Annotated in this window: 24 protein-coding genes; 11 read left to right on the top strand and 13 right to left on the bottom strand. The window is 72.0% G+C overall.

Annotation, left to right across the window (positions count from 1 at the left end; all coding sequences use genetic code 11):
* Positions 1–62: 62 nt before the first annotated feature.
* From AB0878_RS29115 to AB0878_RS29105, 3 genes are read right to left on the bottom strand one after another with little or no spacing between them, the layout of a single operon-like run.
* Positions 63–1025, bottom strand: a complete 963-nt coding sequence (locus AB0878_RS29115) for a squalene cyclase (RefSeq protein ID WP_366583410.1) — start codon at positions 1023–1025, stop codon at positions 63–65.
* A gap of 20 nt (positions 1026–1045) precedes the next feature.
* Complete coding sequence (locus tag AB0878_RS29110; protein WP_366583409.1) at positions 1046–1693, bottom strand: response regulator transcription factor; 648 nt, start codon at positions 1691–1693, stop codon at positions 1046–1048.
* Entirely contained in the window at positions 1690–2820 is a 1131-nt protein-coding gene (locus tag AB0878_RS29105; protein WP_366583408.1) for a histidine kinase, read from the bottom strand. The genes AB0878_RS29110 and AB0878_RS29105 overlap by 4 nt, the downstream gene beginning before the upstream one ends.
* Positions 2821–2895: 75 nt before the next feature.
* Here AB0878_RS29105 and AB0878_RS29100 point away from each other — a divergent pair, with 75 nt between their 5' ends.
* The 3 genes from AB0878_RS29100 (at position 2896) to AB0878_RS29090 (ending at position 5640) form a co-directional block, all read left to right on the top strand.
* A complete protein-coding gene (locus AB0878_RS29100; RefSeq protein ID WP_366583407.1) occupies positions 2896–4059 on the top strand; it encodes a low temperature requirement protein A in 1164 nt (387 codons plus the stop codon).
* 103 nt (positions 4060–4162) lie between these two features.
* Entirely contained in the window at positions 4163–4741 is a 579-nt protein-coding gene (locus AB0878_RS29095; protein WP_366583406.1) for a VC0807 family protein, read from the top strand.
* Positions 4738–5640, top strand: coding sequence for a cytochrome P450 (locus AB0878_RS29090; protein WP_366583405.1), 903 nt, complete (start codon positions 4738–4740; stop codon positions 5638–5640). Before AB0878_RS29095 ends, AB0878_RS29090 begins: the two co-directional genes overlap by 4 nt.
* A gap of 4 nt (positions 5641–5644) precedes the next feature.
* Here AB0878_RS29090 and AB0878_RS29085 read toward each other — a convergent pair whose 3' ends face one another.
* From AB0878_RS29085 to AB0878_RS29065, 5 genes are all read right to left on the bottom strand, one after another.
* Positions 5645–6445: an alpha/beta hydrolase gene (locus AB0878_RS29085; protein ID WP_366583404.1), complete on the bottom strand. Its 801-nt coding sequence runs from the start codon at positions 6443–6445 to the stop codon at positions 5645–5647.
* Positions 6446–6454: 9 nt separating this feature from the next.
* Positions 6455–7507: a nitronate monooxygenase gene (locus AB0878_RS29080; protein ID WP_366583403.1), complete on the bottom strand. Its 1053-nt coding sequence runs from the start codon at positions 7505–7507 to the stop codon at positions 6455–6457.
* On the bottom strand, positions 7504–8223 hold the full coding sequence (locus AB0878_RS29075; RefSeq protein ID WP_366583402.1) for a CoA-transferase: 720 nt from the start codon (positions 8221–8223) through the stop codon (positions 7504–7506). Before AB0878_RS29075 ends, AB0878_RS29080 begins: the two co-directional genes overlap by 4 nt.
* A gap of 70 nt (positions 8224–8293) precedes the next feature.
* The gene (locus tag AB0878_RS29070; RefSeq protein WP_366583401.1) at positions 8294–9154 is read right to left on the bottom strand and encodes a CoA-transferase; all 861 of its coding nucleotides are present in this window, start codon (positions 9152–9154) and stop codon (positions 8294–8296) included.
* Positions 9151–9903 carry an enoyl-CoA hydratase family protein gene (locus tag AB0878_RS29065; RefSeq protein WP_366583400.1) on the bottom strand — a complete coding sequence of 251 codons (753 nt, stop codon included), beginning with the start codon at positions 9901–9903 and terminating at the stop codon, positions 9151–9153. Before AB0878_RS29065 ends, AB0878_RS29070 begins: the two co-directional genes overlap by 4 nt.
* A 79-nt stretch (positions 9904–9982) precedes the next feature.
* On the opposite strand from AB0878_RS29065, the gene AB0878_RS29060 reads away from it, so the two are divergent.
* The 4 genes from AB0878_RS29060 (at position 9983) to AB0878_RS29045 (ending at position 13735) form a co-directional block, all read left to right on the top strand.
* Positions 9983–10711: an SDR family oxidoreductase gene (locus AB0878_RS29060; protein ID WP_366583399.1), complete on the top strand. Its 729-nt coding sequence runs from the start codon at positions 9983–9985 to the stop codon at positions 10709–10711.
* Between the two features lies 1 nt (position 10712).
* Positions 10713–11609: an SDR family oxidoreductase gene (locus AB0878_RS29055; RefSeq protein ID WP_366583398.1), complete on the top strand. Its 897-nt coding sequence runs from the start codon at positions 10713–10715 to the stop codon at positions 11607–11609.
* Positions 11610–11646: 37 nt separating this feature from the next.
* Positions 11647–12117 (top strand): pyridoxamine 5'-phosphate oxidase family protein, encoded by a 471-nt coding sequence (locus AB0878_RS29050; RefSeq protein ID WP_366583397.1) that lies wholly within the window; start codon positions 11647–11649, stop codon positions 12115–12117.
* Between the two features lie 1003 nt (positions 12118–13120).
* Positions 13121–13735: a hypothetical protein gene (locus AB0878_RS29045; protein WP_366583396.1), complete on the top strand. Its 615-nt coding sequence runs from the start codon at positions 13121–13123 to the stop codon at positions 13733–13735.
* A gap of 6 nt (positions 13736–13741) precedes the next feature.
* Here the strand turns inward: AB0878_RS29045 and AB0878_RS29040 are convergent, their stop codons facing one another.
* On the bottom strand, positions 13742–14104 hold the full coding sequence (locus AB0878_RS29040) for a VOC family protein (protein ID WP_366583395.1): 363 nt from the start codon (positions 14102–14104) through the stop codon (positions 13742–13744).
* 18 nt (positions 14105–14122) lie between these two features.
* On the bottom strand, positions 14123–15316 hold the full coding sequence (locus tag AB0878_RS29035; RefSeq protein WP_366583394.1) for a steroid 3-ketoacyl-CoA thiolase: 1194 nt from the start codon (positions 15314–15316) through the stop codon (positions 14123–14125).
* Positions 15317–15534: 218 nt separating this feature from the next.
* Here AB0878_RS29035 and AB0878_RS29030 point away from each other — a divergent pair, with 218 nt between their 5' ends.
* The 3 genes from AB0878_RS29030 to AB0878_RS29020 are packed head-to-tail and all read left to right on the top strand — an operon-like array spanning position 15535 to position 18642.
* A complete protein-coding gene (locus AB0878_RS29030; RefSeq protein ID WP_366583393.1) occupies positions 15535–16761 on the top strand; it encodes a cytochrome P450 in 1227 nt (408 codons plus the stop codon).
* A 37-nt stretch (positions 16762–16798) separates the two neighbouring features.
* A complete protein-coding gene (locus tag AB0878_RS29025; protein ID WP_366583392.1) occupies positions 16799–17575 on the top strand; it encodes a transglutaminase-like domain-containing protein in 777 nt (258 codons plus the stop codon).
* A gap of 44 nt (positions 17576–17619) precedes the next feature.
* On the top strand, positions 17620–18642 hold the full coding sequence (locus AB0878_RS29020) for a YhjD/YihY/BrkB family envelope integrity protein (protein WP_366583391.1): 1023 nt from the start codon (positions 17620–17622) through the stop codon (positions 18640–18642).
* On the opposite strand, the gene AB0878_RS29015 is transcribed toward AB0878_RS29020, so the two are convergent.
* Genes AB0878_RS29015 through AB0878_RS29005 form a run of 3 tightly spaced genes read right to left on the bottom strand, consistent with a single transcriptional unit; the run spans position 18637 to position 21839 of the window.
* Entirely contained in the window at positions 18637–19803 is a 1167-nt protein-coding gene (locus AB0878_RS29015) for a thiolase domain-containing protein (RefSeq protein ID WP_366583390.1), read from the bottom strand. The genes AB0878_RS29020 and AB0878_RS29015 overlap by 6 nt on opposite strands.
* Positions 19800–20852: a thiolase domain-containing protein gene (locus tag AB0878_RS29010; protein ID WP_366583389.1), complete on the bottom strand. Its 1053-nt coding sequence runs from the start codon at positions 20850–20852 to the stop codon at positions 19800–19802. Before AB0878_RS29010 ends, AB0878_RS29015 begins: the two co-directional genes overlap by 4 nt.
* Positions 20853–20861: 9 nt before the next feature.
* Complete coding sequence (locus AB0878_RS29005) at positions 20862–21839, bottom strand: OB-fold domain-containing protein (protein WP_366583388.1); 978 nt, start codon at positions 21837–21839, stop codon at positions 20862–20864.
* 80 nt (positions 21840–21919) lie between these two features.
* Here AB0878_RS29005 and AB0878_RS29000 point away from each other — a divergent pair, with 80 nt between their 5' ends.
* Positions 21920–23443, top strand: a complete 1524-nt coding sequence (locus AB0878_RS29000) for an acyl-CoA synthetase (protein WP_366583387.1) — start codon at positions 21920–21922, stop codon at positions 23441–23443.

The raw sequence follows: 23443 nt of genomic DNA, 5'->3' as shown, positions 1-23443 counted from the left end.
AGCCACCCCCGGCAGGGGCGGACGGGTCCTCGCACCCGCACGAGTGAACGATCACCTGGTTGTCAGCGTGTGCGAGAGTCCCACCAATCGAGGACCCGCGTTGCGTGGAAGGTGAGCCACTTCGACGGTTCGCCGGCCGGGGCGTCGATCTCGAACCAGACCTCGCCGGGGTGGCGGCGGGCCTGCAGCCAGGTGCCGTCGGGTTGGCGCGCGGCGCGGATGAGGTCGACGGCTTCGGCCATCCGCGGGTCCGGGGCGGTGCCGTCGAACAGGGCGGCGGCGCGGAAGTAGTCGGCCGCGTTGAGGACGTTGTAGAACCAGCGGAACGGGTAGCTGAAGGACCGGACCCACGGCGCGATCGGCTCGCCCGTGGACAGCCGCCGGAACAGGCTGCGGGACAACAGGTATTCCTCGCCGGCGTGGCGAGCGTCGGCAACAGAGCCGGCGGAGTCCACGGAGCCGCCGGCTTTCTCGTGGTCCAGCAAGGCTTTCAGCGCGTTGAGGGTCGAGTGCACGGATGACCGCTCGGCCCCCTCCACCCAGAGGCAGTTCCACCCACCGTCGGCCAATCGGTGCTCGACGAACCACCGGGCGATGCCGTCGACGTCGGCGCCGAGCCACAGGCCGTTGGACAGCGTCCACGAGTTGATGCAGACGTCGACCTCACCGTCCCAGTACGGCAGGTTCTCGTACTCCCACCGGCTGTTGCGCGCCAGCAGCTCGGCCGTGCCGTCGAGCACCGACGCGTCGAGGCCCCAGTCGCGCAGGGCGTTGAGCGACCACGTGGTCGCGGTCCACGGCTGACCGTCCTCGGGCGAGCCCTTGAACTCGGCCGGGAAGAACGCGCCGCCGGCCCACTGGCCGTCCGGGTCCTGCAGGGCGAGCAGCCGCGCGCCGAAACCCTCCGTGGCGACGCGGGCGCGCGTCGCCTCCCAGACCTCCGGCGGTGAGCCCGCCAGGTCGCGTTCGACCTGCCAGCGCAGCGCCGGGTCGGAGTCGAGCAGCCACGCGAGCACCTCAGCCATGGGCCGACTCTACGGCCGCCTCACCCCGAAGTCAGCCCGTGACGATAGGCGTACCCGACGGCCTGCGCCCGGTCGCGCGCGCCGATCTTGCCGAGGATGCGGTTGATGTGGCTCTTCACCGTGGCCTCGGCGACGAAGAGCCGGTGCGCGATCTCGGTGTTGGACAGGCCGTCGGCGATCAACGTCAGCACGTCCACCTCGCGGGGGGTCAGGCCGTCAGGCACCGAGGCGGACGGCGTCCGGGGCGCGCCGGACGTGAGCGCGTCCACGAGGTGGTGCTGCACCGCGGGGTCGATCACGGCGGCGCCCTGCGTCACCTGGCTCAGCGCGCGGCGGATGTCGTCGGCGCCGGCGTCTTTCGTGAGGTAGCCGCGGGCGCCGGCCTGCAACGCGTCGAGCACGGACTTGTCGTCGGCGTACGTGGTGAGCGCGACGACCTGCACGTCGTGGTCGCGGCCGCGGATACGGCGCGTGGCCTCGATCCCGTCGCAGCGCGGCATGCGCAGGTCCATCAGCACGACGTCCGGCTTCAGCCGCCCGGCCAGCTCGGCCGCCTGATCGCCGTCGGCCGCGGTGCCGACGACCTCGACACCGGGCAGCAGCCCGAGCAGCATCGACAGGCCGTCGCGCACCACGCGTTGGTCGTCGGCCACCAATACGCGGATCACGCCGGCGCCCACAGGCTCACCCGGAACCCCGTGCCGGTCGGTGCGGCGTCGAGCTGCCCGCCCAGCAGCTCGGCGCGTTCGCGCATGCCGCTCACGCCGTAGCCGTGGTCGCCGGGCGCCGTACCCGGGCGGCCGAGGTCCTCGACCGTCAGGAGCGTGCCGCTCGGTTCGTAGCTCAGCCGCAGGTCGACGCGCTCGGCGTCGGCGTGTTTGCGGACGTTGGTCAGCGCCTCCTGCGCAACCCGGTACAACGTCAGCCGCGTCTGCGCGGCCAGCTCCGGCGCCTGACCGCTCACGGTGACCTCGCACGGGATCCCGGTGTCGCGTTCGAACTCCGCCGCCAGCACCGGCAGCCGCTCCGGCCCCGGCAAGTCCTCGCCGCGCAGCGCGCCGATCGCCTGGCGCGCCTCGGCGAGCCCGCTTTGCGCGAGCTGGTGGGCGCGTTCCACGGTGTCGGTGAGCCGCGGGTCCGCTCCACTGTGGACGGACAGCAGCCGCGCTCCTTCGAGGTGCAGCAGCAGACCGGACAGCGAGTGGGCGAGCACGTCGTGCATCTCGCGCGCGAGCCGCTGCCGTTCGGCGAGCGCCGCCGCGCGGACCTGGGCCGCGCGGGTCTGCTCCAGCTCTTCGGTGCGTTCGCGCAGCTTCCGCGTGTAGACCCCCAGCCGGTAGAACGCCAGCATGCCGAGCGCGCTCAGCAGCGTCGGCACGGCCTCGTGGCGCGCCCCGAACAGGCTCGCCGCCACGAGTGCGGCCGCGCTCAGGCCGGCGACGATCGTGCCCTTGCGCTGGTCCAGCCGCGCCGACGCCGTGGCCGCCAGCAGGAAACCGCCGAAGAACCCTGTGCCGTTGGGTTCGAGCCACACCAGCGTCACGGAGCTGGCCAGCACGAGCAGGAACGAGCCGATCTCGACCGGCGCCGGCAACCGCCACTGCTGCACGCCGTACATCAGCATCGCCCCGCCGAGCAGCACGCCGAGCAGGCCGAGCAGCACCCCGAGGCCTTGGCCGTGCAGCGCGGGCTGCGGTTCGGACTTCGCCGCGAGCACCGTGAGCAGCACCAGGACGAGCACCGAGACCACCCGCCGGACGCGGTGGTCGGCGCTGTTCAGGGGTGCGTCGGACACCCGGCCGACGATATCGGCGGGACGCGCGGGAGTCTTCAACCCTCGGGTGTAGATCCCGCGGCCATACTGTCCGCCATGACCACGACCGAGAAGAGCGAGGAACGGCACGCGTCCTGGCTCGAGCTGTTCTTCGACCTGGTGGCCGTGGCGGGGGTCGCGCAGCTGGCGCACCTGGTGCACGGCAGCACGTCCTGGGGCGACGTCGGGCTGTACGTGGTGTGCTTCCTGGCTTTCTGGACGGCGTGGATGTGCTTCACGGTCTACGGGAACGTCGCGAAGGGCGCCGCCCACACGATGCCCGTGCTGCTGGCGATGGCCGGCCTCGCGTTCATGGCCGCGTCGGTGTCGGACATCCACGGCAGCCACGCGAAGGTGTTCGCCGTCGCCTACATCGCCGTGCGCGCCCTGGCCGACCGCGTGTGGGAGAGCCGCCGCGGCGGCGTGCGCGTGATCGTCGACTGGCCGGTGGCGCAGCTGGGGTTCGGCGTGGTGCCGTGGGTGGTGTCGCTCTGGGTCGACTCGCCGTGGCGCTACGGGCTGTGGGCGCTGGGGCTGGCGCTCGACCTGGTGATCACGTTCGCCGTCTCGGGCGACCGGCTGGTCGCCAGCATCACCGCGAAGCTCGCGCACCGCGAGGGCCCCGTCCAGCACCCGACCCTGGCCCGCCTCGACACCGTCCACTTCGGCGAACGGCTGGGCCTGTTCACGATCATCGTGCTCGGCGAAGGCGTCCTCACCGTCACCGACGCGATGGCCTCGACCCCCGAGTGGAGCGCCCGCCTGTTCTTCACGGTGATCGCCGCGCTGGCCCTGCTCGCGACTCTCTGGGGCACGTCGCTCAACCAGGGCTTCGGCGGCATTCCCTACCTGGCCGCCGACGCCCTCGGACCGCGCCTGCTGCTGCCCCTGCACTGCCTGGTCGCCGGTCTGCTGGCCGCGTTCGCGGGGGCGCTGGGCGATGCGGTCGAGTCCGTCGCCGAGGGCCCTCTCGAACCGTCCACGCGCTGGCTCCTGTGCGGCTGCATCGCGGCGTTCGCGGTGATCGGCTCGCTGGCGGGTTCCGCTGCGGGCCGCGGTGTCCGGTGGGCGATCGTGACGGCGATCCCGGGCCTGGCGATCCCGCTGGCGCTGGGTCTGGCGGGCGAGACGATGGCGCCGGCGGCGTTCCTGTGGCTGCTGGTCGTGGCCGCGGGCGCCGGGTTGCTGCGGCGTCGTTCGGCGGCGCCGGCGGCCGCGTAGACCCGTGGGTGGAGAAGGATTTCCCACCCTGGCGCCGACGCGGTGAGGCGGCGCCGGAAGCCACGCTGAGCAGGTCCTAGTCGCCGAAGGGGAGGACCTGCTCGTGAAACCCGAACTGCTGCGCCGGCTGCTGCCGAGCCTCGTGCTGAACATCGCGCTGCCGCTGGTCGTGTACCTGCTGCTGAAGCCCGTCGTGGGGAGCGAGGTGGTGGCGCTGGCGATCTCCGCGGCCATCCCGCTGCTCGTCACGGTCGGGCAGTTCGCCGTCCGCCGCCGGCTGGACCCGATCGGGGTGGTGGCGATCGCCGGGTTCGTGGTGATGCTCGTGGTCCTCGGGCTCACGGGCGGCAACGAGCTCGTGGTGAAGCTGCAGGACGCCGTGCTCACCGGGCCGGTGGGGATCGTGCTGGTCGGCTCGGCGGTGATCGGGAAGCCGTTGCTGCTGCTGGTCTTCCGGTTCACCGGCCGTCCCGCGCCCGCGCCGGCCCAGCGCCGGGGGATCACCGTGATGACCGCTCTGCTCGGCGGCGTTCTGGCCGTGCACGCGGCCGTGCTGCTGGTGCTGGCGATCTCGCTGCCGACCGCGACGTTCCTGGCCGTGGGCAAGCCCGTCGGTTACGCCGTGATCGGCGCCGGGCTGCTGGCGGTGTTCGTCTACCGCAACCGCGTGCGTGCGGCGTGAGCGAGCCGTGGGTCGTGCGCGGGCACGCGGAGGTCAAGCGGCTCTTCGCCGACCCGCGGCTCGAGCCGCTGCCCGCCCGCGACCCGGCCGAGCACCGGCGGATGCGCCGCCTGCTCAGCGGTGCCTTCGCAGCCCGGCGTCTGGCTGTGCTGCGCGGGGATGTCGACGCGCTGGCCGAGCGGCTGCTCGCGGAACTGAGCGGCCCGCCTGTCGATTTCCACGCGGCGTTCTCGGACCCGTTCCCCGAGCTGGTGATCCGCCGGCTGCTCGGCGCCCCACCCGGGGAAGATCTGGCCGACGTCGCTCGCTTCAAGCTCGGCCACCCGGCGGACGATCTGCTGTCCGAGCTCGTCCGCGAAGTCCCGCCCGCCGAAGCCGCCCGGTACGCGACGCTGCTGCTCTACGCGGGCCACGTCACCACCACAACCGCGATCGACAAGGGTGTCGTGCTGCTCGACTGCCACCCCGCGCACCGGGCGGCTGTCTGGGCCGATCCCTCGCTGGTGCCCGGCGCCGTCGAGGAGATCCTCCGGTTTCCCCTGCACCCGCCGAACGGTGGCCGTCCTCGCCGGGCCACGGCCGGGTTCGACGTCGGTGACCACCGTGTCGAAGCGGGCGACGCCGTCTTGCTGAGCGCGGTCGCGGCGAACCTCGACGAGACGGAGTTCCCGGGCGCGCACGAGTTCGACGTCCACCGCGACGCCACCGGCCACCTCGCGTTCGGCCACGGCCCGTACTACTGCCTCGGCGCGCCACTGGCCCGGCTGGAGCTGCAGGCGGTCTTCACGGCCCTGCCGCGGCTCCTGCCGGATCTCCACCTCGCCGTGCCGGCCGGAGAGCTGCGGTTGCGCGCCGACGTCGGGCACACGGCGTTCGCCGAGCTGCCCGTGACGTGGTGAGCGCTCAGGCCTGCGCCGACGCGAGCAGTTCGCGCAGCGCGGCCGCGAACTTCGGCGCGTTGCGCTGCGGCGCCAGGTGCGCGCCGGGGACCTCGACGAACGGCAGGCCCAGCTCGAGCGCCAGGATCTTCGCCGGCTGGTAGTGGTAACGGCCGCGGCTGGCTTCGCCGGCGACGGGCACGATCTCGGTGCTCGCGCGACGCAGGGCGCGCAGGTCAGGCAGGTAGTCGAAGAACTCGGCGAGCTCGCGGTCGAACAAGCGCAGCCAGTCGGCCTCGTTCGGCAGGCGCAAGTTGGGCAGATCGGGCAGCGCCGCGCCCGCGATGCCGTCGGCGAAGCGCGTGACGGCGCCCATCAGGTCACCCGAACGGGCCAGCCGGATCTGGTCGTTCGCGGCCTCGAGCCAGCCCGTGGCGTCCGGCATCAGCTGGACCGCGGGCGGTTCGTGCGCGACGAGCACCGACACCCGGTCGGGGTGGCGGGCCACGAGGTCGAGGCCGATCTGCGCGCCGGCACTGGTGCCGAACACGGGGATCGGGCCGGCGCCGATGTGGTCGAGCACGGCGAGCGCGTCGTCCGCCTGCCGGGAAACCGGCACCGGACCCGTGGTGGAGTCGGTGCTGGCGAAGTGGCCGCGCCGGTCGTAGGTGACCACGGTGTGGTCCGTCTGCAGTTGCTTGACGAGCGCGCGCAGCGAGTCCGCGCCGCCGGTGCCCCCGGGGATGAGCAGCAGCATCGGGCCCTCGCCACCGGTGCGGACGGCGAGCTCGCCCTCCGCGACCGGGCAGCGGCTTTCCGAGATCATGCCTTGAAGTCAAGCACAACGGCCGTCGCCGAGGCGGCGCAGGATCGCCTCCGCGTCGGCCACGATCCCCTCGATCAGGTCCGCCACCGAGGGCAGGTCGCGCAGCAGCCCGACGACCTGCCCGGACGCCAGCACCCCGGCCGCCGGGTCGCCGTCGACGAGGCCTGCGCGCAGCAGCATCGGCGTGTTGGCGGCCATCAGCACCTGCGCCCGCGTCCGCCCGCTGGTGCGCAGCCGCAGGCCCTCGCGCACGAGCGCGGCCCACGAAAGCCCGCTCGACCGGCGGAACCGGGCGGCGTTCGCCGCGGCACGCGCGAACCCGGCGAGCGGGCCGGACTTCTCCAGCGCGTCGACGAGGCCGGTGCGCAGGACGCGGTGCGGCAGCCCGTCGACCTTGCGCGTGACGACGGTGCCGGCGAGGTCGTGGTCCAGGTACAGCTGCTTCACGGCGTCGGGCACGGTGCTTTCGCGCGTGAGCAGGAACCGGGTGCCCATCGCGATCCCGGCCGCACCGTACGCGAGCGCGGCCGCCAGGCCCCGGCCGTCGAAGAAGCCGCCCGCGGCGACCACGGGGATGTCGACGGCGTCGAGCACGGCGGGCAGCAGCAGCGTCGTGGCGACGCCGCCGGTGTGCCCGCCGCCTTCGCCGCCCTGCACGACGACGGCGTCGGCGCCCCAGTCAGCGACCTTCTCCGCGTGCCGGGCCGCGCCGACCGACGGCAGGACGACCACGCCGTGGTCCTTGAGCTTGGTGATCAATTCGCGGTTTGGCGCGAGCGCGAAGGACGCGACTTTCACGCCTTCGGTGATGAGCAGGTCGACGCGCCGGGTGGCGTCTTCGGCGTCGGCGCGGAGGTTGACGCCGAACGGGTTCTCGGTGCGGGCCCGGGTTTCCTTGATCGCGGTGGCCAGCTCGTCGTAGGTCATGGTGGCCGAGGCGAGGATGCCGAGGCCGCCGGCTTCGGCCGTCGCGGAGACGAGGCGGGGGCCGGCGACCCAGCCCATGCCGGTCTGGACGACGGGGTGGCGGACGCCGACGAGATCGGTCAGCGCCGTCCTCACGACGGAACTTCCTTGTCGCGCAAGGACTTCGGGTCGAGGACTTCTCTGATGAGGTGCAGCTCGTGGTCGCTGGGCGCGCGGGTCCGGTCGGTGCCGGTGGTGTCGAGCGGGAACGATGTCGCCGCGGTGACGTCCTCGACGGAAACCCCGGGGTGCACGGAAAGCAGCCGCGGCGCGTGGCCGGTGCCGCCGAAGTCGAGCACCCCCAGGTTGGTCACCACGCGGTACACGTCGTGGTACGGCAGGGAATCCGCCCGCGCGTAGCCGACGCCCGACACCACGTCCACGCGGTCGACGAACACCCGCCGGCTGTGGCGCGGCACCCAGTAGCTCGTGCGGTGGTTCACGGTGTTGCCGGGCCCGCCGCGTACGCCGAGAAGCTGCTTCGCCGGCTTCGCGTGTGGGCCGATGGCGGAGATGTTCTGGTTGCCTTCACGGTCGAGCTGGTTCGCGCCCATCACGACGTGCCGTTTTCCGTGCGGCACCACGGTGTCGAGCACCTTCCGGAACGGCTGCCAGCCTTCGACGACGCCGTCCGCGGTGACGAGGGCGGCTTCGCCGTCGGTGAGCAGCAGGTCGGGTTCGAACGTCAGCCGCGCGAGCTTCGCGCCCAGACTCGGGATGAAACCCATGGGGCTGATAAGGATCTCGCCGTCGCCGCGGAAGAGCTCCGCGCACGCGATCACGGCGTACTCGGCGCGCGTCACGTCGGTCATGCCGCCTCCTGCGTCTTGCGGGACACCCGCGCCCGGCCGGCGGCACGAGCGGGCCGGCGCGATCGTGAGCTCATGCCGCCTCCTCGGCGAAGCGGGCGACTTCGCGCTGGTACTGGGCTTCGTCGCCGGAGAGGAACCGGTCGGCGAACCGCGGCCACCGGTCCGGGTCCTTGGCCACGCTCGCGTAGTGGCGTTGGAAGTTCTCGTCGCGGCCGTAGTCGGGCACGGCGCTGGTGAAGTGCGCGCCGTGCGGGGTTTCGACGATGCCGTGCACGCTGGCGCGATTGAGGAGCAGGCTCTGCAGGGGTGCGGCGGACAGTTCCGCAGTGGGGACAACGCGTTCGGCGGAGACGTAACAGCGGTCGGCGGCGAGGGCGAACAGCTCGTCGAAGTACGGGTCGGGGCCGAGGTACTGGGCGTTGCCGCGGGCGTCGGCGCGGTTGAGGTGGACGAGTGCGGCGTCGAGCTTGAGCGCGGGGACGGCCAGGAGCTCTTCGCCGTCGGCGTAGGGGGAGCGGATCGTGCGCAGATGCGGGTTCAGCGTCACGACGTCGGAGCCGAGGCCGGCGCGGGTGGGGAGGAACGGAAGGCGTTGCGCCGCGGCGGAAAGGCCGGTGCTGAGCACCCCCTCGTCGTACTCGGTGACCTCGAACGCGCCGGCTTCGCGGGCGCGGCTGAACAACGGGTCGTACGGGATCGAGTCGAGCGTGACGAACCCGAAGACCAACCGGCGGATCTTGCCCGCGGCGGCGAGGAGGCCGACGTCCGGGCCGCCGTAGGAGACCACGGTGAGGTCCTTCAACGGCGAGCGCAGGATCGCGCGCACGAGCGCCATCGGCTTGCGCCGCGAGCCCCAGCCACCGAGGCCGACCGTCATGCCGTCGCGCAGCTCGGCGACGACCTCGTCGGCTGTCATCCGCTTGTCGCTCAAGGCTTTCCCTCTCCGTCGAGGAACTGCTGCCGGGCGGCGCCGGACACGCCGGCGAGGTTGAGCTGGAAGGTGAATCCCTGCTCGAAGCGGTAGCTGCGGTGCACCGGCTGCACGTCGATGCCGTTGATGGCCTGCTTCGCCGCGCGGATCACGCGGGTGTCCTTCGCGGCGATCCGCCGGGCGAGGGCCAGGGCGGTCGCGTCGAGCTCTTCGCGGGGTACGACCGCGTACACGGAACCGTGGTGGTGAAGCTGTTTCGCGGAGATCGTTTCGGCTGTGTAGTACAGCGCGCGCATGAGGTGCTGTGGGACGAGCCGTGCGAGGTGCGTGGCGGCGCCGAGCGCGCCACGGTCGACCTCCGGCAGGCCGAACTCGGCGTCTTCGCTGGCCACGACGACGTCGGCATTGCCTGCCAGCCCGACTCCGCCGCCGAGGCAGAACCCTTGCACAGCGGCGATCACGGGCACCGCGCAGTCGTAGACGGCGGAGAAGGCGGCGGCACAGCCCTCGTTCGCGCCGATGAGCGCCGTGTGGCCGGGGTCGCGCTGGATCTCCTTGATGTCGACGCCGGCGTTGAAGCCGCGGCCCTCGGCGCGCAGCACCACGACGTGGGTTCCGGGATCACGGCCCGCGTTCGTGACGGCTTCGGCGAGAGCGAACCAGCCGCCGGCCGTGAGCGCGTTGACCGGCGGGGCGGCCACCGTCACCACGGCGACGCCGGACTCCGGGGAGTGCGTGGACACGGTCATGGTCACCTCTGACGGGTTACAAACCTAGCACTTGCTTGGTACGTTAGCACGGCAACGGCGACGCGGCGGGAGGTCTCGGGTGGCACTGGATCTTCGCCTCGATGGTGCCGTCGTGCTGGTCACCGGCGGGACGCGCGGGGTCGGCGCCGGGATCGCCGAGGTGTTCCGCGAGGCGGGCGCGCGGGTCGTCGTGTGCGCGAGAAGCGGTGGCGGGGCGGATTTCGTGCGGTGCGACGTGCGAGAGCCGGCCGAGGTGACGCGGCTGGTTTCCTTCGTGGTGACGGAGTACGGGCGGCTCGACGTGCTGGTGAACAACGCCGGGGGAGCGCCGTTCGCGGACACTTCGACGGCGTCGGCGCGGTTCCACGAGAAGGTGGTCGCGCTGAACCTGCTGGCGCCGCTGGGGGTGGCGCAGGCGGCGAACGCGGTGATGCAGCAGCAGGAAACCGGCGGCGTGATCGTGAACGTGAGCAGCGTCAGCGCGACGCGACCTTCGCCGCGGACAGCGGCGTACGGGGCGGCGAAGGCGGGGCTCGACAACCTGACGGCGACGTTGGCGGTGGAGTGGGCGCCGAAGGTGCGGGTGAACGCGCTCGACGTGGGGATGGTGGGGACCGCGCCTTCGCTTTACGACCCCGCGGTTGCCGCGACCGTGCCGTTGGGGCGGCTGGCGACGCCCGCGGAAGTGGGGGCGTGTGCGGTGTTTCTGGCTTCCCCGTTGGCTTCGTACGTGAGTGGCGCGCGGCTGGCAGTGCACGGCGGTGGTGAGGCGCCGGCGTATCTGCGGGCCGGTTCGGAAGGGGTGTGACGTGGGGCTGGTCGACGGTCGGGTCGTGGTGGTCACCGGTGCGGGGCGCGGGATCGGGCGGGCGCACGCGCTGGCGTTCGCGGCCGAGGGGGCGCGGGTGGTGGTGAACGACGTCGGGGCTTCGCTGGACGGCAGCGGGGGTGCGGCGGGCCCGGCGGGTTCGGTGGTGTCGGAGATTCGTGCTCTGGGCGGGGAAGCGGTGGCGAACACCGACGACGTCGCCGAGTGGTCCGGCGCGGCGCGGCTGGTGTCGGCGGCGGTGGAGGCGTTCGGTGGGCTCGATGTGCTCGTGGCCAACGCCGGGTTCCTGCGGGACCGGATGCTGGTGAACCTGTCGGAGGACGAGTGGGACGCCGTCGTGCGGGTGCATCTGAAGGGGCACTTCGCGCCGTTGCGGCACGCGGCCGCGTACTGGCGCGCGGAGGCGAAGGCGGGGCGCGCGCGGGAGGCGCGGGTGGTGCTGACGAGCTCGGGCGCGGGGCTGCTGGGGAGTGTCGGGCAGGGCAACTATTCGGCGGCGAAGGCGGGGATCCTGGGGCTGGCGTCGGTGGCCGCGGCCGAGCTCGCGCGCTACGGCGTGCTCGTCAACGCGATCGCGCCGGCCGCACGGACGCGGATGACGGAGGGGACGTTCGACATGGCGGCGCCGGCGGTGGGGTTCGACGCGATGGCGCCGGGGAACGTGTCGCCTTTGGTGGTGTGGCTGGGTTCCGTCGAGTCTTCAGGGGTCACGGGCCGGGTGTTCGAAGTGGACGGTGGCCGCGTGTCGGTGGCGGACGGCTGGCGCCACGGCCCGTCGCGCGACAAGGGCGCGCGCTGGGAGCCGGCCGAGCTGGGCCCGGTGGTGGCTTCGTTGCTGGCCTCGGCGCCTTCACCTGAACCGGTGTACGGCGCTTGAGCCGGTTTTGTCGGTGGCGCGTGCTTGACTCTCTCGCATGACCACCTGGCAGACCTTCGCGGCGGCCGCCCCCTCCCTGGCCGAGCGCATCCACGAACGCTTCCTCAGCGGCGAGTCCCACGTCCTGGCCACCCTGCGCCGCGACGGCTCCCCCCGCGTGAGCGGCTCCGAAGTCTCCTTCCGCGACGACGGCTCCCTCTACATCGGCTCCATGCTCGCCGCCCGCAAAGCCCGCGACCTCCAACACGACGGCCGCTTCGCCCTCCACGCCTACCCGGGCATCGAAGAAAACGGCCCCGGCGACGCCAAACTCGCCGGCGTCGCCCGCGAAATCACGGACGCCCGCGCCGACGCCGACAGCCACCTCTTCGAACTGGACATCCACGAGGCGGTGTACACGTGGGTCGCGGACAACACGCTTTTTGTGGAGTCCTGGCATGACGGGGGCGCTTGGGTGCGGTTTGCCCGGCCGGACAACGGACCGGTGGAACGCACGGTGCTGGGTTGAGGGTTGCTGGGTCGGCTGGCACGGCCGCGAGCCGAGCCGGACGATGCCGGGGGTTTCGCACGGCCTGACAACGCCCTGCCGGGCGCGCGGTGCGGTTGAGCGTTGGGGCCCGAGGATCGGCGCTGCTGCGGGCAGGGACCGCATGCGGCGGTTGCGTTTCGGTCGCCTGGACGACGGTCTGCCGGGGCGCACGGTGCGGTTCAGCGTTACGGGGTTTCGGGGACCGGCGTAGCCGTGGGCTGAGGCGGGCGGTGCCAGGGTGCGTTTCGCACGGCCGGGCAACGGCCTAGCGGGGCGTGCAGTGTTCAGTCGAGTTGTTGCGAGGTTTGCCACGAGCCGGGCCGGGCGGTGCCGGGGGTTTCGCCCGGCCGGATACTCCCCGGCGGGGCGCACGGTGCTCAGTTGAGTGTTGCGCGGCTGCGGGCTGGGACGGCCTGCGGCGGATGCGTTTTCGCACGGCCAGGCAAGGGCCTGGTGGGGCGCGGTGTTCAGTTGAGTGTTGCGGCGTTGTGCGAGGGCTTCGGCGGGCCGGGTCGTGCCAGGGGGCGTTTCGCTCGGCCGGACGACGGCTAGGCGGGGCACGGTGCGGTTGAGTGTTGGGGAGGCGAGGATCGGCGCTACTGCGGGCTGGGACGGCCTGCCGCGGATGCGTTTCGTTCGGCCTAACCTACGACTGGTGGTGCGCACGGTGATTGGCTGAGTGTCGTCGGTTGGTGCGAGGGTTGCCGCGAGCCGGGGCGGGCGGGGTTGGGGCGTTTTCCACTCTGTCGGGCGTGGGCAATGCGCGGCCGAGCGGCTCTCGGTGGTTCGGCGGGCGAGTTCGATCGGCGTTTCCGCTGCGGGGACGACTGTCCGTGGCGGTGTCAGGGTGCGCTCGGCGTGATCGGCTCGCGACCGCGTCAGTCCGAGTGTCCGGCGGCCCTGGGTAACGCCGGTTTCGACCCGCCCGGATGGTCGATCACGTGTGCCGTGGAGGCGTTGGGCCGGGTGGTTGAATGCGGGCATGCGTCTGGTGGAGGGCCTGGTCGACGAGCCCGGCACGTTGCTGATCATCGGGCCGTCGAAGGCCAAGGTCGTCGGTGGCAGTTCGCGACCGGTGGGGCGGGCGGATTGGCCCGAGGGGTTGCTCCGCGGTCGTGAGGAGCTCCTGCCGCGGTCGGCGGTCGACGAGCGGGCGTGGCTGCCGGCGTGGCAGCGGTACAGCGGGCATTTCTACCGGAACGTCGGCGACGCGCTGCCCGACGCGGCGGCGTCCGGGCGGTTGCTCATCCTCAGCGGTGGCTACGGCGTCGCCAGGGCGGAGGAGCCGATCGCCTACTACGACCGGAAACTTCGCCTGCGCGACTGGCCGCCCGGCACGCTGGAGGACGCGATCCGGTACGAGGTGGACCGGCTCGGTGCGCGGCGGGTGCTCGGGTTCGTGTCGTCGAGCGCGGACTACGCGAAGCTGCTGCGCCGCGTGCCGTGGGAGGTCGAGGCGACGTTGGTGACCATCGACTTCCACGGGGGCGGCGCGCAGGTCGAGGTTCCGAAGCGGCTCGCCCACGCCTTCGCCGCGGCGTGGCGGCGTGAGCCGGAGCGGATGCCGCCCGGGGTTGTCGCCGTGCCGTTGTCGTGAGCCGGGTCAGGGGTTGACCCACAGGCAGAACGGGTGCCCGGCCGGATCGAGGTACACGCGGACGTGCTTCTGCGGCTGGAACGGGGCGAGCCGCGCCCCGGCCGCGACGGCTTTCGCGCCGGCCTTCGCCAGGTCGTCGACTTCGATGTCCAGGTGCAGCATCATCTGCTGGTAGCCGGGCTTCTGCGGCCACTTCGGGGGAACCAGCTCTCGTTCCAGCTGGAACGACAGCCCGGGCCCACCCTCGGGCGGCCGCAGCGTGACCCAGTCCGGCTCGTCCGCGCCGAGGGGCCAGCCCAGCAGCGCTTGGTAGAACTTCGCCAGCGCGCGCGGGTCGGGCGCGCCGAGGACGGTCGCCGTCAGTTTCATCGCCCCAGCGTAGGCCGCTCAGAGCCGTTCGATGATTGTCGCCGTGGACATCGCGCCGCCCGCGCACATGGTGACGAGCGCGGTCGCGGCGTCGCGGCGTTCGAGTTCGTGCAACGCCGTGGTGAGGAGACGCGCGCCGGTGCTGCCGACGGGGTGGCCGAGCGCGATGGCGCCGCCGTTGACGTTCACGCGGGCCGGGTCGGGGGAGTGCACGCGTTGCCAGGAAAGGACGACCGAGGCGAACGCTTCGTTGACTTCGAACACGTCCGGGTCGTCGATGGTCATGCCCGCCTGCGCCAGCACGTGGTCGGTGGCCTGGACGGGCCCGTCGAGGTGGTAGTACGGCTCGGCGCCCACCAGGGCCTGGGCGAGGATCCGCGCGCGGGGGCGCAGCCCGAGGGAGCGGGCGAGCGCGGCGTCCATCAGCAGCAGCGCGGCGGCGCCGTCGGAGATCTGGGACGACGTGCCGGCCGTGTGGATGCCGTCGGGCAGCACGGGTTTCAACGCGGCCAGACCGTCCACAGTGGTCTCCCGGAGCCCCTGGTCCCGGGCGATCAGCCGCGGTTCCCCGGAGACCGGGTCGGGCGCCTTCACCGGGACGACCTCCCGGTCGAACCGTCCGTCCGCCCACGCGGCCGCGGCCTTGTGCTGCGAAGCGGCCCCGAACTCGTCGACGTCCGCGCGCGTCAGCCCGCGCCGCACGGCGATCCGCTCGGCCGCCCGGTACTGGTCCGGCAGGTCGATCGACCACGACTCCGGCCGCGGCGATCCGGTGGAAGCACCGGAGCGGCTGTCCGATCGGGCCACCCCTCGGTTCGCCCCCAACGGCACCCGGCTCATCGACTCCACCCCGCACGCCACCCCGGCCGAAATCGCGCCCGCCGCGATCAAGCCCGCGATCAGGTGGGCCGCCTGTTGGGCCGAGCCGCACTGGGCGTCGATGGTGGTGGCGCCGGTGGTGGGGGGCAGGCCGGCGTGGAGCCAGGCCGTGCGGGTGACGTTGCCGGCCTGTTCGCCGGCCTGCGTGACGGCGCCGCCGATGACCTGGTCGACCAGGGTGGGATCGATGCCGCTGCGGTCGAGGACCGCGAGGTGCGCCGCGCCGAGCAGTTCGGCCGGATGCAGGCCCGAGAGCCGGCCGCCGCGTTTGCCGATCGGCGTGCGCACCGCCGCGACGAGCACGGGCTCGCGAGGAGATCTAACAGTGTTCATCCGCCCAAAACTAGAACACGTTTCCATTTTACGCAAGAACTCCCAGCTGCCCGCTGATTTTGATCTTCACCAACTGAGCGCTCGTTAACCTGCGCAGAATCGGTAAAGTAAACGGGTATCACCAAACAGGGTTCCGTAAGTTAACACTGTATGCTCCAATAACTCATAGAACGTGTTGCAGTGCGCGAATCACCGCCGATCCCGTGCAGGAGGCAGCCGTGGCCGCTCCGCTTTTGCCCGCCGGTTTCGACTTCACGGACCCGGATCTCTACGCCGACCGCCTGCCGCTGGAGGAGTTCGCCGAGCTTCGCCGCACGGCGCCGGTGTGGTGGAACCCGCAGCGCCGCAACACCGCCGGCTTCGGGGACGACGGCTACTGGGTCGTCACGCGCCACGCCGACGTCAAGGCGGTCTCCCGCGACAGCGAGCTGTACTCGTCGTGGGAAAAAACCGCCATCATCCGCTTCGACGACCAGATGACGTCGGAGAACCTCGACGCCAACCGCCTCGTGCTGCTCAACATGGACGCCCCGCAGCACACGAAGCTGCGCCGCATCGTCGCGAAGGGCTTCACGCCGAAGTCCATCGCCAAGCTCGAAGACACCCTGCGCGAACGCGCCGAGCGCATCGTCGCGGAGGCAAAAGGCAAGGGCGAAGGCGACTTCGTCACCGACGTCGCGTGCGAGCTGCCCCTGCAGGCCATCGCCGAGCTCATCGGCGTGCCGCAGGAGGACCGCATGAAGATCTTCGACTGGTCCAACCAGATGGTGGCCTACGACGATCCCGAGTACGAGCTCGAGCCCCTCACCGCGAGCGCCGAGCTCGTCGGTTACGCCTGGAACATGGCCGAGGAACGCCGCCGCTGCCCGGTCGACGACATCGTCACCAAGCTCGTGCAGGCCGACGTCGACGGCGAAGCGCTCGGCTCCGACGAGTTCGGCTTCTTCGTGATCCTGCTGGCCGTCGCCGGCAACGAGACCACGCGCAACGCCATCACCCACGGCATGAAGGCCTTCCTCGACCACCCCGGCCAGTGGGCGCGCTACCGCGAGGAAAAGCCCAAGACCGCGCCCGACGAGATCGTCCGCTGGGCCACGCCCGTGGTCGCGTTCCAGCGCACCGCCACACGCGACACCGAGCTCGGCGGCGCGCACATCCGCCGCGGCGACCGCGTCGGCATGTTCTACAGCTCCGCCAACTTCGACCCCGACGTGTTCGACGAGCCCGAGCGCTTCGACGTCTTCCGCGAGGACAACCCCCACGTCGGCTTCGGCGGCACCGGCTCGCACTACTGCCTCGGCGCCAACCTCGCCCGCCTCGAGATCGACCTCATCTTCTCCGCGATCGCCGACGTCATGCCGGGCATCACCGAGGCCGCGCCCCCGCAGCGGCTGCGCTCCAGCTGGCTCAACGGCATCAAGCACTACCCGGTCCGCTACGCCTGACCAGGCTCGATCCGCCCGAAACCGGCATGATGGCCTGGTGGCGCAACGCGTGACGGTCGACGTCGAGTTCGGCGTCCGGGTGACGAAGCCCGGTCTCGCCGCGATCTCGGTCGCCGCCGTCCAGGCCGACACCGACGAGCTCACCGTCTCCGCCGCCGGCGCTCCCCGCATCGCCGAGCTCGACCACGGCACGCGCGCCGAGGTGTACGACCTCCCCGCCGGCGAGCACCGCGTGACCTACCACGGCGAACGCACGCTCTGCCGCACCGCCGCCGAGCCCGTCACGCTCGCCGACCTCGCGCGCTACACCCGCCCGAGCCGTTTCTGCCCGTCCGACCGCATGGCCGCCCTGAAACCCGGCGAGGGCGACGACCGCACCCGCGTCCGCGCCATCGCCGACCACGTCCACGACCGGCTGAACTACGTCGCCGCCACCCCCTGGGGCCGAGACGCCGCCACCGCCCTGAGATCCGGCGAAGGTGCCTGCCGCGACTTCGCCCACGCTTGCGTCGCCCTCTGCCGGGCCGCGGGCATCCCCGCCCGCTTCACCACCGTGTACGCCCCGGGCCTCAAACCGATGGACTTCCACGCCGTGTTCGAGGCCGGCGTCGGCGGGCGCTGGCTCGTGTTCGACGCGACCCGCCTCGCCCCGCGCTCCGTGATGCTCCGCATCGCCACCGGTCGCGACGCCGCCGACACCGGGTTCCTCACCCCGCTCGGCTGCGAGCTCGAGTTCCTCGGCGCCACCGTCTTCGCGACCACCGACAGCGCGCCGCCGCCCGACGATCACGACAAACTCGTCGTCCTGGGGTGAAAGGCGGGTCCGGTGCGACAAACCCGGCTCCGGCTGGGTAGACAGTGACCGTGAACCCTCAACTGCCGGGGCCGAGCCGGTGGGCCCGCGCGCGGGCCCGGTACCGCTGGCTCGACCACCTCGCGCTGGCCACCAACCGGTACCTCGACTACGGGGGCTACCACTACGTCGCCTCGATCACGTACTTCAGCCTGCTCTCGCTGGTGCCGATTCTGATGCTGGCGTCGTCGGCCGCGGGGTTCGTGCTGGCCACGCAGCCGCAGCTGCTCGATCAGATGCTGCACGCCATTTCCGGCACGCTGCCCGGCGCGCTCGGTGAGAAGGCGTCGGACCTGCTCACCGGGTTCGTGGAGCAGCGCACCAGCGTCGGCGTCGCGGGTCTGGTCGTCGGGCTGTACTCCGGGTGGAACTGGATGAACTCCCTGCGCGACGCGCTCACGGCGATGTACGGGCAGAACCGCTCCGACGGGCCGCTGCTGCGCACGATCCTCATGGACGTGCTCGCGCTGCTGGGGCTCGCCGCCGCGCTGATCGTGTCGTTCGGCATCACCGTGTCGGGCACGGCCATGGGCCGTTACCTGCTGAAACTCGTCGGCGTCGACGACACCAGCTGGGGCCACTCCGTGCTCTCGGCGACGTCGGTGCCCCTCGCGCTGCTGGCCGACTGGCTGGTGTTCCTCTGGGTGCTCACACGGCTGCCCCGCGAACGCGTCGGCTGGCGCAGCGCGATGCGGGGCGCGGTCGCGGCGGCGCTGGGGTTCGAGCTGCTCAAGCAGGCGGGTGGCATCTACCTGAACTTGATCAGCGCGTCGCCCTCGGGCGTCGCGTTCGGATCCGTGATCGGTCTGCTGTTCTTCATCTCCCTGATCGCGCGCATGCTCATCTACATCACAGCCTGGACGGCCACGGCTCGGGACGCACCGCAGAAACCGGTCCCGCCGCCGTCGCCCACGGAGCTGCGGCCGGTCATCGCGCCGCGCCAGCACACGGCCGGTCCGCTCGCCCTCGGCGCGGTGCTCGGGGCGCTCGGCACGCTGTTCGCGCTGCGCGGCCGGCGCCGGTCATGAGCCGGGTTTGGCCGAGCCCACCACCCACATGCTGAAGTACTGCGAGCCGCCGCCGTACGCGTGGCCGAGCGCCACGCGCGCGCCCTCGACCTGGTAGTCGCCCGCACGGCCCATCACCTGCTTGGCCGCCTCGGAGAACCGCAGCATCCCCGACGCGCCGATCGGGTTCGACGACAGCACCCCGCCCGACGGGTTCACCGGCAGCCGGCCGCCCAGCGCCGTGTCGCCGGCCTCGGTGACTTTCCAGCCCTGGCCCTCCGGCACGAACCCCAGATTCTCCAGCCACATCGGCTCGAACCACGAGAACGGCACGTAGATCTCGGCGACGTCCACTTCGGACAGCGGGTCGGTGATCCCGGCCTCGTGCCACAACGCTTTCGCCGCATCGCGCCCGGCCTGCGGGTTCACCTGGTCGCGGCCGGCGAACGTGGTGGGCTCAGTGCGCATCGCTGTCGCGTGGATCCACGCGGCCCCGCCCGGCACCGCGTCGCCCGCGGCTTCGTCGCCGAGCACCATGGCGCAGGCGCCGTCGGAGGAGGGGCACGTCTCGTCGTAGCGGATCGGGTCCCACAGCATCTGCGACGCCTGCACGGATTCCACGGTGATGTCGGCCTGCCGGAGGTGCGCATACGGGTTGAGCGCGCCGTTGCGCCGGTCCTTCGCGGCGACGATCGCCCCGACGTGCGCGGGCGCGCCCGAGCGGCGGATGTAGGAGCGCACGTGCGGCGCGAAGTACCCGCCCGCGCCGGCGCCCACCGGCATCTGGAACGGCGGCAGGATCGAAAGCCCCCACATCGCGTTGGACTCCGACTGCTTCTCGAACGCCACCGTCAGCACGCGCCGGTGCACCCCGGCCTGGATGAGCGACGCGGCGACCAGCGCCGTCGAGCCGCCGACCGAACCCGCGGTGTGCACGCGCAGCAACGGTTTCCCGGTCGCGCCCAGCGCGTCGGCCAGGAACAGCTCGGGCATCATCACGCCCTCGAACAGGTCGGGGGCCTTGCCGAGCACCACGGCGTCGATGTCGTCCCAGCCGACCTGGGCGTCGGCCATCGCGCGATCGATGGCCTCGCGCAGCAGGCCGGGCATGGAGACGTCGGTGCGCTTCGCGCGGTGGTGGGTCTGGCCGGTGCCGAGCACGGCCGCGAGCTGCTTGGTCATCGCGCCTCCAGCACGGCGAGGAGGTTCTGTTGCAGGGCCGGGCCGCTCGTCGCGTGGGCGAGGGCTTTGCCCGCCTCGCCGCGGTGGATGCGTGCGGCCGCCTCGCCGATGCGGGCGAGGCCGGCGGAGAACATCGGGTTGCCGGTGAGCGCGCCGCCGGACGGCGTGATCCGCACGCCGTCGCGGAGCCCGAGCGCGGTGCGGACGATGAGTTCCTGGTGCGTGAACGGTGTGTGCAGCTCGGCCAGCTCGACTCCGTCGAGGTCGAGGTTGCGGGCGGCGGCTTCGGTGGACGGCGACCGAGTCAGGTCGCGGGCGCCGAGGACGGGGGAGTCGATGCGGTGCTCGACGCCGGTGAGGACGGCGGGCCGGTCGACGAGGTCCTTCGCCCGCTCGGCGCCGGCCAGCACGAGCACGGCCGCGCCGTCGGTGACCGGCGCGATGTCGTGGGCGCGCAAGGGATCCGCGACGTACGGAGTGTCGAGCAGGGTGGCGACGTCGACCTCACCCGACAGCTGCGCGGCGGGGTTTCCGGCCGCGTCGGCGCGGCTGCGGGCGGCGACCTCGGCGAGGTCCTTTTCGGACCAGAGCCCGGCGTCGAGGCCCAGCCTGGCCTGCAGCCCGGCGATGGCGAGGGAATCGGGCCAGAGGGGAGCGAGCACGTACGGATCGAGCTGCAGCGCGAGCACCCGGCGCAGCTGCCCGGCGCTGGCCTTGCCGAAGCTGTAGACGAGCGCGGTGTCGACCTCGCCCATGCGGATCTTCAGCCAGGCCTCGTACAACGCCCACGCGGCGTCCATCTCCACGTGCGACTCGTGGATCGGCGGGAAGGCACCGATGGCGTCGACGGCCGCGATGAAGGAGAACGCCCGGCCGGCCAGGTAGTCCGACGAGCCGGAGCACCAGAACCCGATGTCCTGTTTGGACAATCCGGTGGCGGCGAACACCTCGGCCAGGATCGGGACGAGCATCTCGACGCCGTTGGTGGTGCCGGCGGTCTCGCGGACGTTCGGTGCCTGCGCGAACCCGGCGACGGCGACTTCGGGCATGCGTCCCCCTCACAGGTGGTGGGCGAAGGATTCGTACGGCGCGTCAGGCCCGCCGGTCGGTTCGAAGTGGCTGATGTTCTCCAGCGACGTCCACCACTCCTCGCGCGGCCGCCACGCCGCGCGCACGCGCATGCCCATCCGCACGTCCTCGGCGGCGCAGCCGAGCACGAGGTGCAGGAAGGCGATGTCGGCGCCGTCGAGGAGTACGTAGGCCGCGACGTAGGGCGGTTTGATGCGCTGGCCGAGGAAGGGGACGTTGACGATGCAGAACGTGGTGACGATGCCGGTGTCGGGCAGCTCGACCTCGTCGGTGGTCGGCACGCCGTCGGTGGGGCACGCGCCGCGCGGCGGGATGTACACCTTCGCGCAGGCGGGGCAGCGCTGCCCGATCAGCCGGCCTTCGGCGAGCGCGCGCAGGTAGCGGCTTTCCTCGGGGGACGCGGAGTGGCGGTAGTGCAGGTGGACCGGGGTGATGACGACCTCGACGGGGGCGCCGTCTTCGCGTTTCGCCACCGGGGGTGGAGGTTCGGTGGGTTCGGTTTCGGGTGCGTCCGCTGGCAGGAAGTACGCGATGTCGCGGATGTGACCGACGGTTTCGGTCGCCCACCGGACTTTGACGCGCTGTCCGGTGTGGACTCCTCCGGGTTCGCCGGCGTCGAGGGCGTGCAGGAGGGTGGTGTCGGCGCCGTCGAGCTTGACCAGGACCCACGCGAACGGGCGCGACAACGGCTGGCCTTCCAGCGGCTTCGCACACCACGTCCAGGAGACGACGGTGCCCTCGGCGCGCACCGGCACGAACTCGCCGAGCGCTTCGGCGGTCACGGGGTCGTACTCGGGCGGCGGCACGTGGACGCGCCCGTCGCTGCCGCGGACGCCTTCGATCCGGCGCTCGCGCAGGGCGTTCACGAACCGGCCGAGCACCGGCCCGGTCGAGCGGGTGTAGTCGAATCCGACGTCGAGCGGCGCCGAGAGCGGGGTGTCCGTCACGTTCCTGAGTGAAACACGTTCTCGAATTACAGGCAAGATGGCTGTTGTGCGTATGTGTAACGCGTTCTAGATTTGGAGCCATGGACCTGGGACTGTGGACGATCGCCGCGGCCGAGCCGGACCGCGCGGCACTGGTGGACCCCGACGGTCGCGAAGTCGGCTACGGCGAGCTGGCGGCGAAGGCGAACCGCTACGCGCTGGGCCTGCGCGAGCTCGGCCTCGAGGCCGGCGACGCGATCGTGCTGCTGCAGCCCAACGGCGACGAGCTGCTGGCCGCCTACTTCGCCGCGATCCAGTCGGGGCTGTACGTGGTGGTGGTCAACTGGCATCTCGTCGCGCCGGAGGTCGCGTACATCCTGGCCGACAGCGGGGCGAAGGCTTTCCTGGCGCACGAACGGTTCGCGGACGTCGCCGTGGCGGCCGCGGACGAGGCCGGGATCAGGGCGCGGTTCGCCGTGGGGGAGGTGCCGGGCTTCCAGCGGATGGAGGAGCTGGGCGCGGGTCTGGGGGAGGGGCGGCCCGGTTCCAGGACCGCGGGTTCGCCGATGCTCTACACGTCGGGCACCACGGGCCGGCCCAAGGGTGTCCGGCGGCCGCTGACGGGCGCCGACCCGGACGAGGTGCCGGCGGCGTCGACGTGGTTCTTCGGGATCTTCGGCCTGGCGCCCTTCGACGGGCACGTGCACCTGTGCGGCTCGCCGCTCTACCACACGGCCGTGCTGAACTTCGTCGCGATTTCCGTGCAGCTGGGCCACACCGCAGTGCTCATGGACCGCTGGGACGCGGCCGACATGCTGCGCCTGATCGAGCGGCATCGCGTGACGCACAGCCACATGGTGCCCACGCAGTTCCGCCGCCTCCTCGCGCTGCCGCCCGAAGTGCGGTCGGGCTTCGACCTGTCCTCGCTGCGTGTGATGATCCACGGCGCCGCCCCGTGCCCGCCCGAGGTCAAGCGCCGCATGCTCGGCTGGTGGGGCCCGGTCGTCACGGAGTACTACGCCGCCACGGAAGGCGGCGGCACCGTCATCACGGGCGAGGAGTGGCTGCGCAAGCCGGGCTCCGTCGGCCTGCCCTGGCCGGGCTCGACCGTGCGCGTCCTGGACTCCGCCGGCGTCGAGGTCCCTCCCGGCGAGGTCGGCACGGTGTACCTGAAGATGGGCGACTCGTCCTTCGAATACCACGGCGACCGCTTGAAAACCCAACGCTCCCGCGTCGGCTCGCTGTTCACCCTGGGCGACATCGGCCACCTCGACACCGACGGCTACCTCTACCTCCACGACCGCGCCGCCGACCTCATCATCTCGGGCGGCGTGAACATCTACCCGGCCGAAATCGAGGGCGAACTGGTGATGCACCCGAAAATCGCCGACATCGCCGTCTTCGGCATCCCCCACGACGACTGGGGCGAGGAGATCAAGGCGGTGGTGCAGCCGGCTGCTGGCGTTTCTCCCTCTGCTGCCTTGACTTCGGAACTCCTGGCTTTCGCGGCGACCCGCTTGGCGCGGTTCAAGCTGCCCCGGTCGGTGGACTATCTGGACGAGCTGCCGAGGGACCCGAACGGGAAGCTGTACAAGAGGAGGTTGAGGGAGCGGTACGTGTCTTGA

Source organism: Amycolatopsis sp. NPDC047767, assembly GCF_040704195.1.
Lineage (GTDB): Bacteria > Actinomycetota > Actinomycetes > Mycobacteriales > Pseudonocardiaceae > Amycolatopsis.
Note: the sequence above shows the minus strand (reverse complement) of the source record. Positions and strands in the feature narration are given on the sequence as shown.

Excerpts from the sequence above, each read along its gene's own strand:
- AB0878_RS29050 (WP_366583397.1), top strand. The coding sequence starts at position 11,647 with ATGACCACCTGGCAGACCTTCGCGGCGGCCGCCCCCTCCCTGGCCGAG.
- AB0878_RS29015 (WP_366583390.1), bottom strand. The coding sequence starts at position 19,803 with ATGACCAAGCAGCTCGCGGCCGTGCTCGGCACCGGCCAGACCCACCAC.
- AB0878_RS29115 (WP_366583410.1), bottom strand. The coding sequence starts at position 1,025 with ATGGCTGAGGTGCTCGCGTGGCTGCTCGACTCCGACCCGGCGCTGCGC.
- AB0878_RS29045 (WP_366583396.1), top strand. The coding sequence starts at position 13,121 with ATGCGTCTGGTGGAGGGCCTGGTCGACGAGCCCGGCACGTTGCTGATC.
- AB0878_RS29100 (WP_366583407.1), top strand. The coding sequence starts at position 2,896 with ATGACCACGACCGAGAAGAGCGAGGAACGGCACGCGTCCTGGCTCGAG.
- AB0878_RS29000 (WP_366583387.1), top strand. The coding sequence starts at position 21,920 with ATGGACCTGGGACTGTGGACGATCGCCGCGGCCGAGCCGGACCGCGCG.
- AB0878_RS29040 (WP_366583395.1), bottom strand. The coding sequence starts at position 14,104 with ATGAAACTGACGGCGACCGTCCTCGGCGCGCCCGACCCGCGCGCGCTG.
- AB0878_RS29075 (WP_366583402.1), bottom strand. The coding sequence starts at position 8,223 with ATGACCGACGTGACGCGCGCCGAGTACGCCGTGATCGCGTGCGCGGAG.
- AB0878_RS29010 (WP_366583389.1), bottom strand. The coding sequence starts at position 20,852 with ATGCCCGAAGTCGCCGTCGCCGGGTTCGCGCAGGCACCGAACGTCCGC.
- AB0878_RS29065 (WP_366583400.1), bottom strand. The coding sequence starts at position 9,903 with ATGACCGTGTCCACGCACTCCCCGGAGTCCGGCGTCGCCGTGGTGACG.
- AB0878_RS29035 (WP_366583394.1), bottom strand. The coding sequence starts at position 15,316 with ATGAACACTGTTAGATCTCCTCGCGAGCCCGTGCTCGTCGCGGCGGTG.
- AB0878_RS29085 (WP_366583404.1), bottom strand. The coding sequence starts at position 6,445 with ATGATCTCGGAAAGCCGCTGCCCGGTCGCGGAGGGCGAGCTCGCCGTC.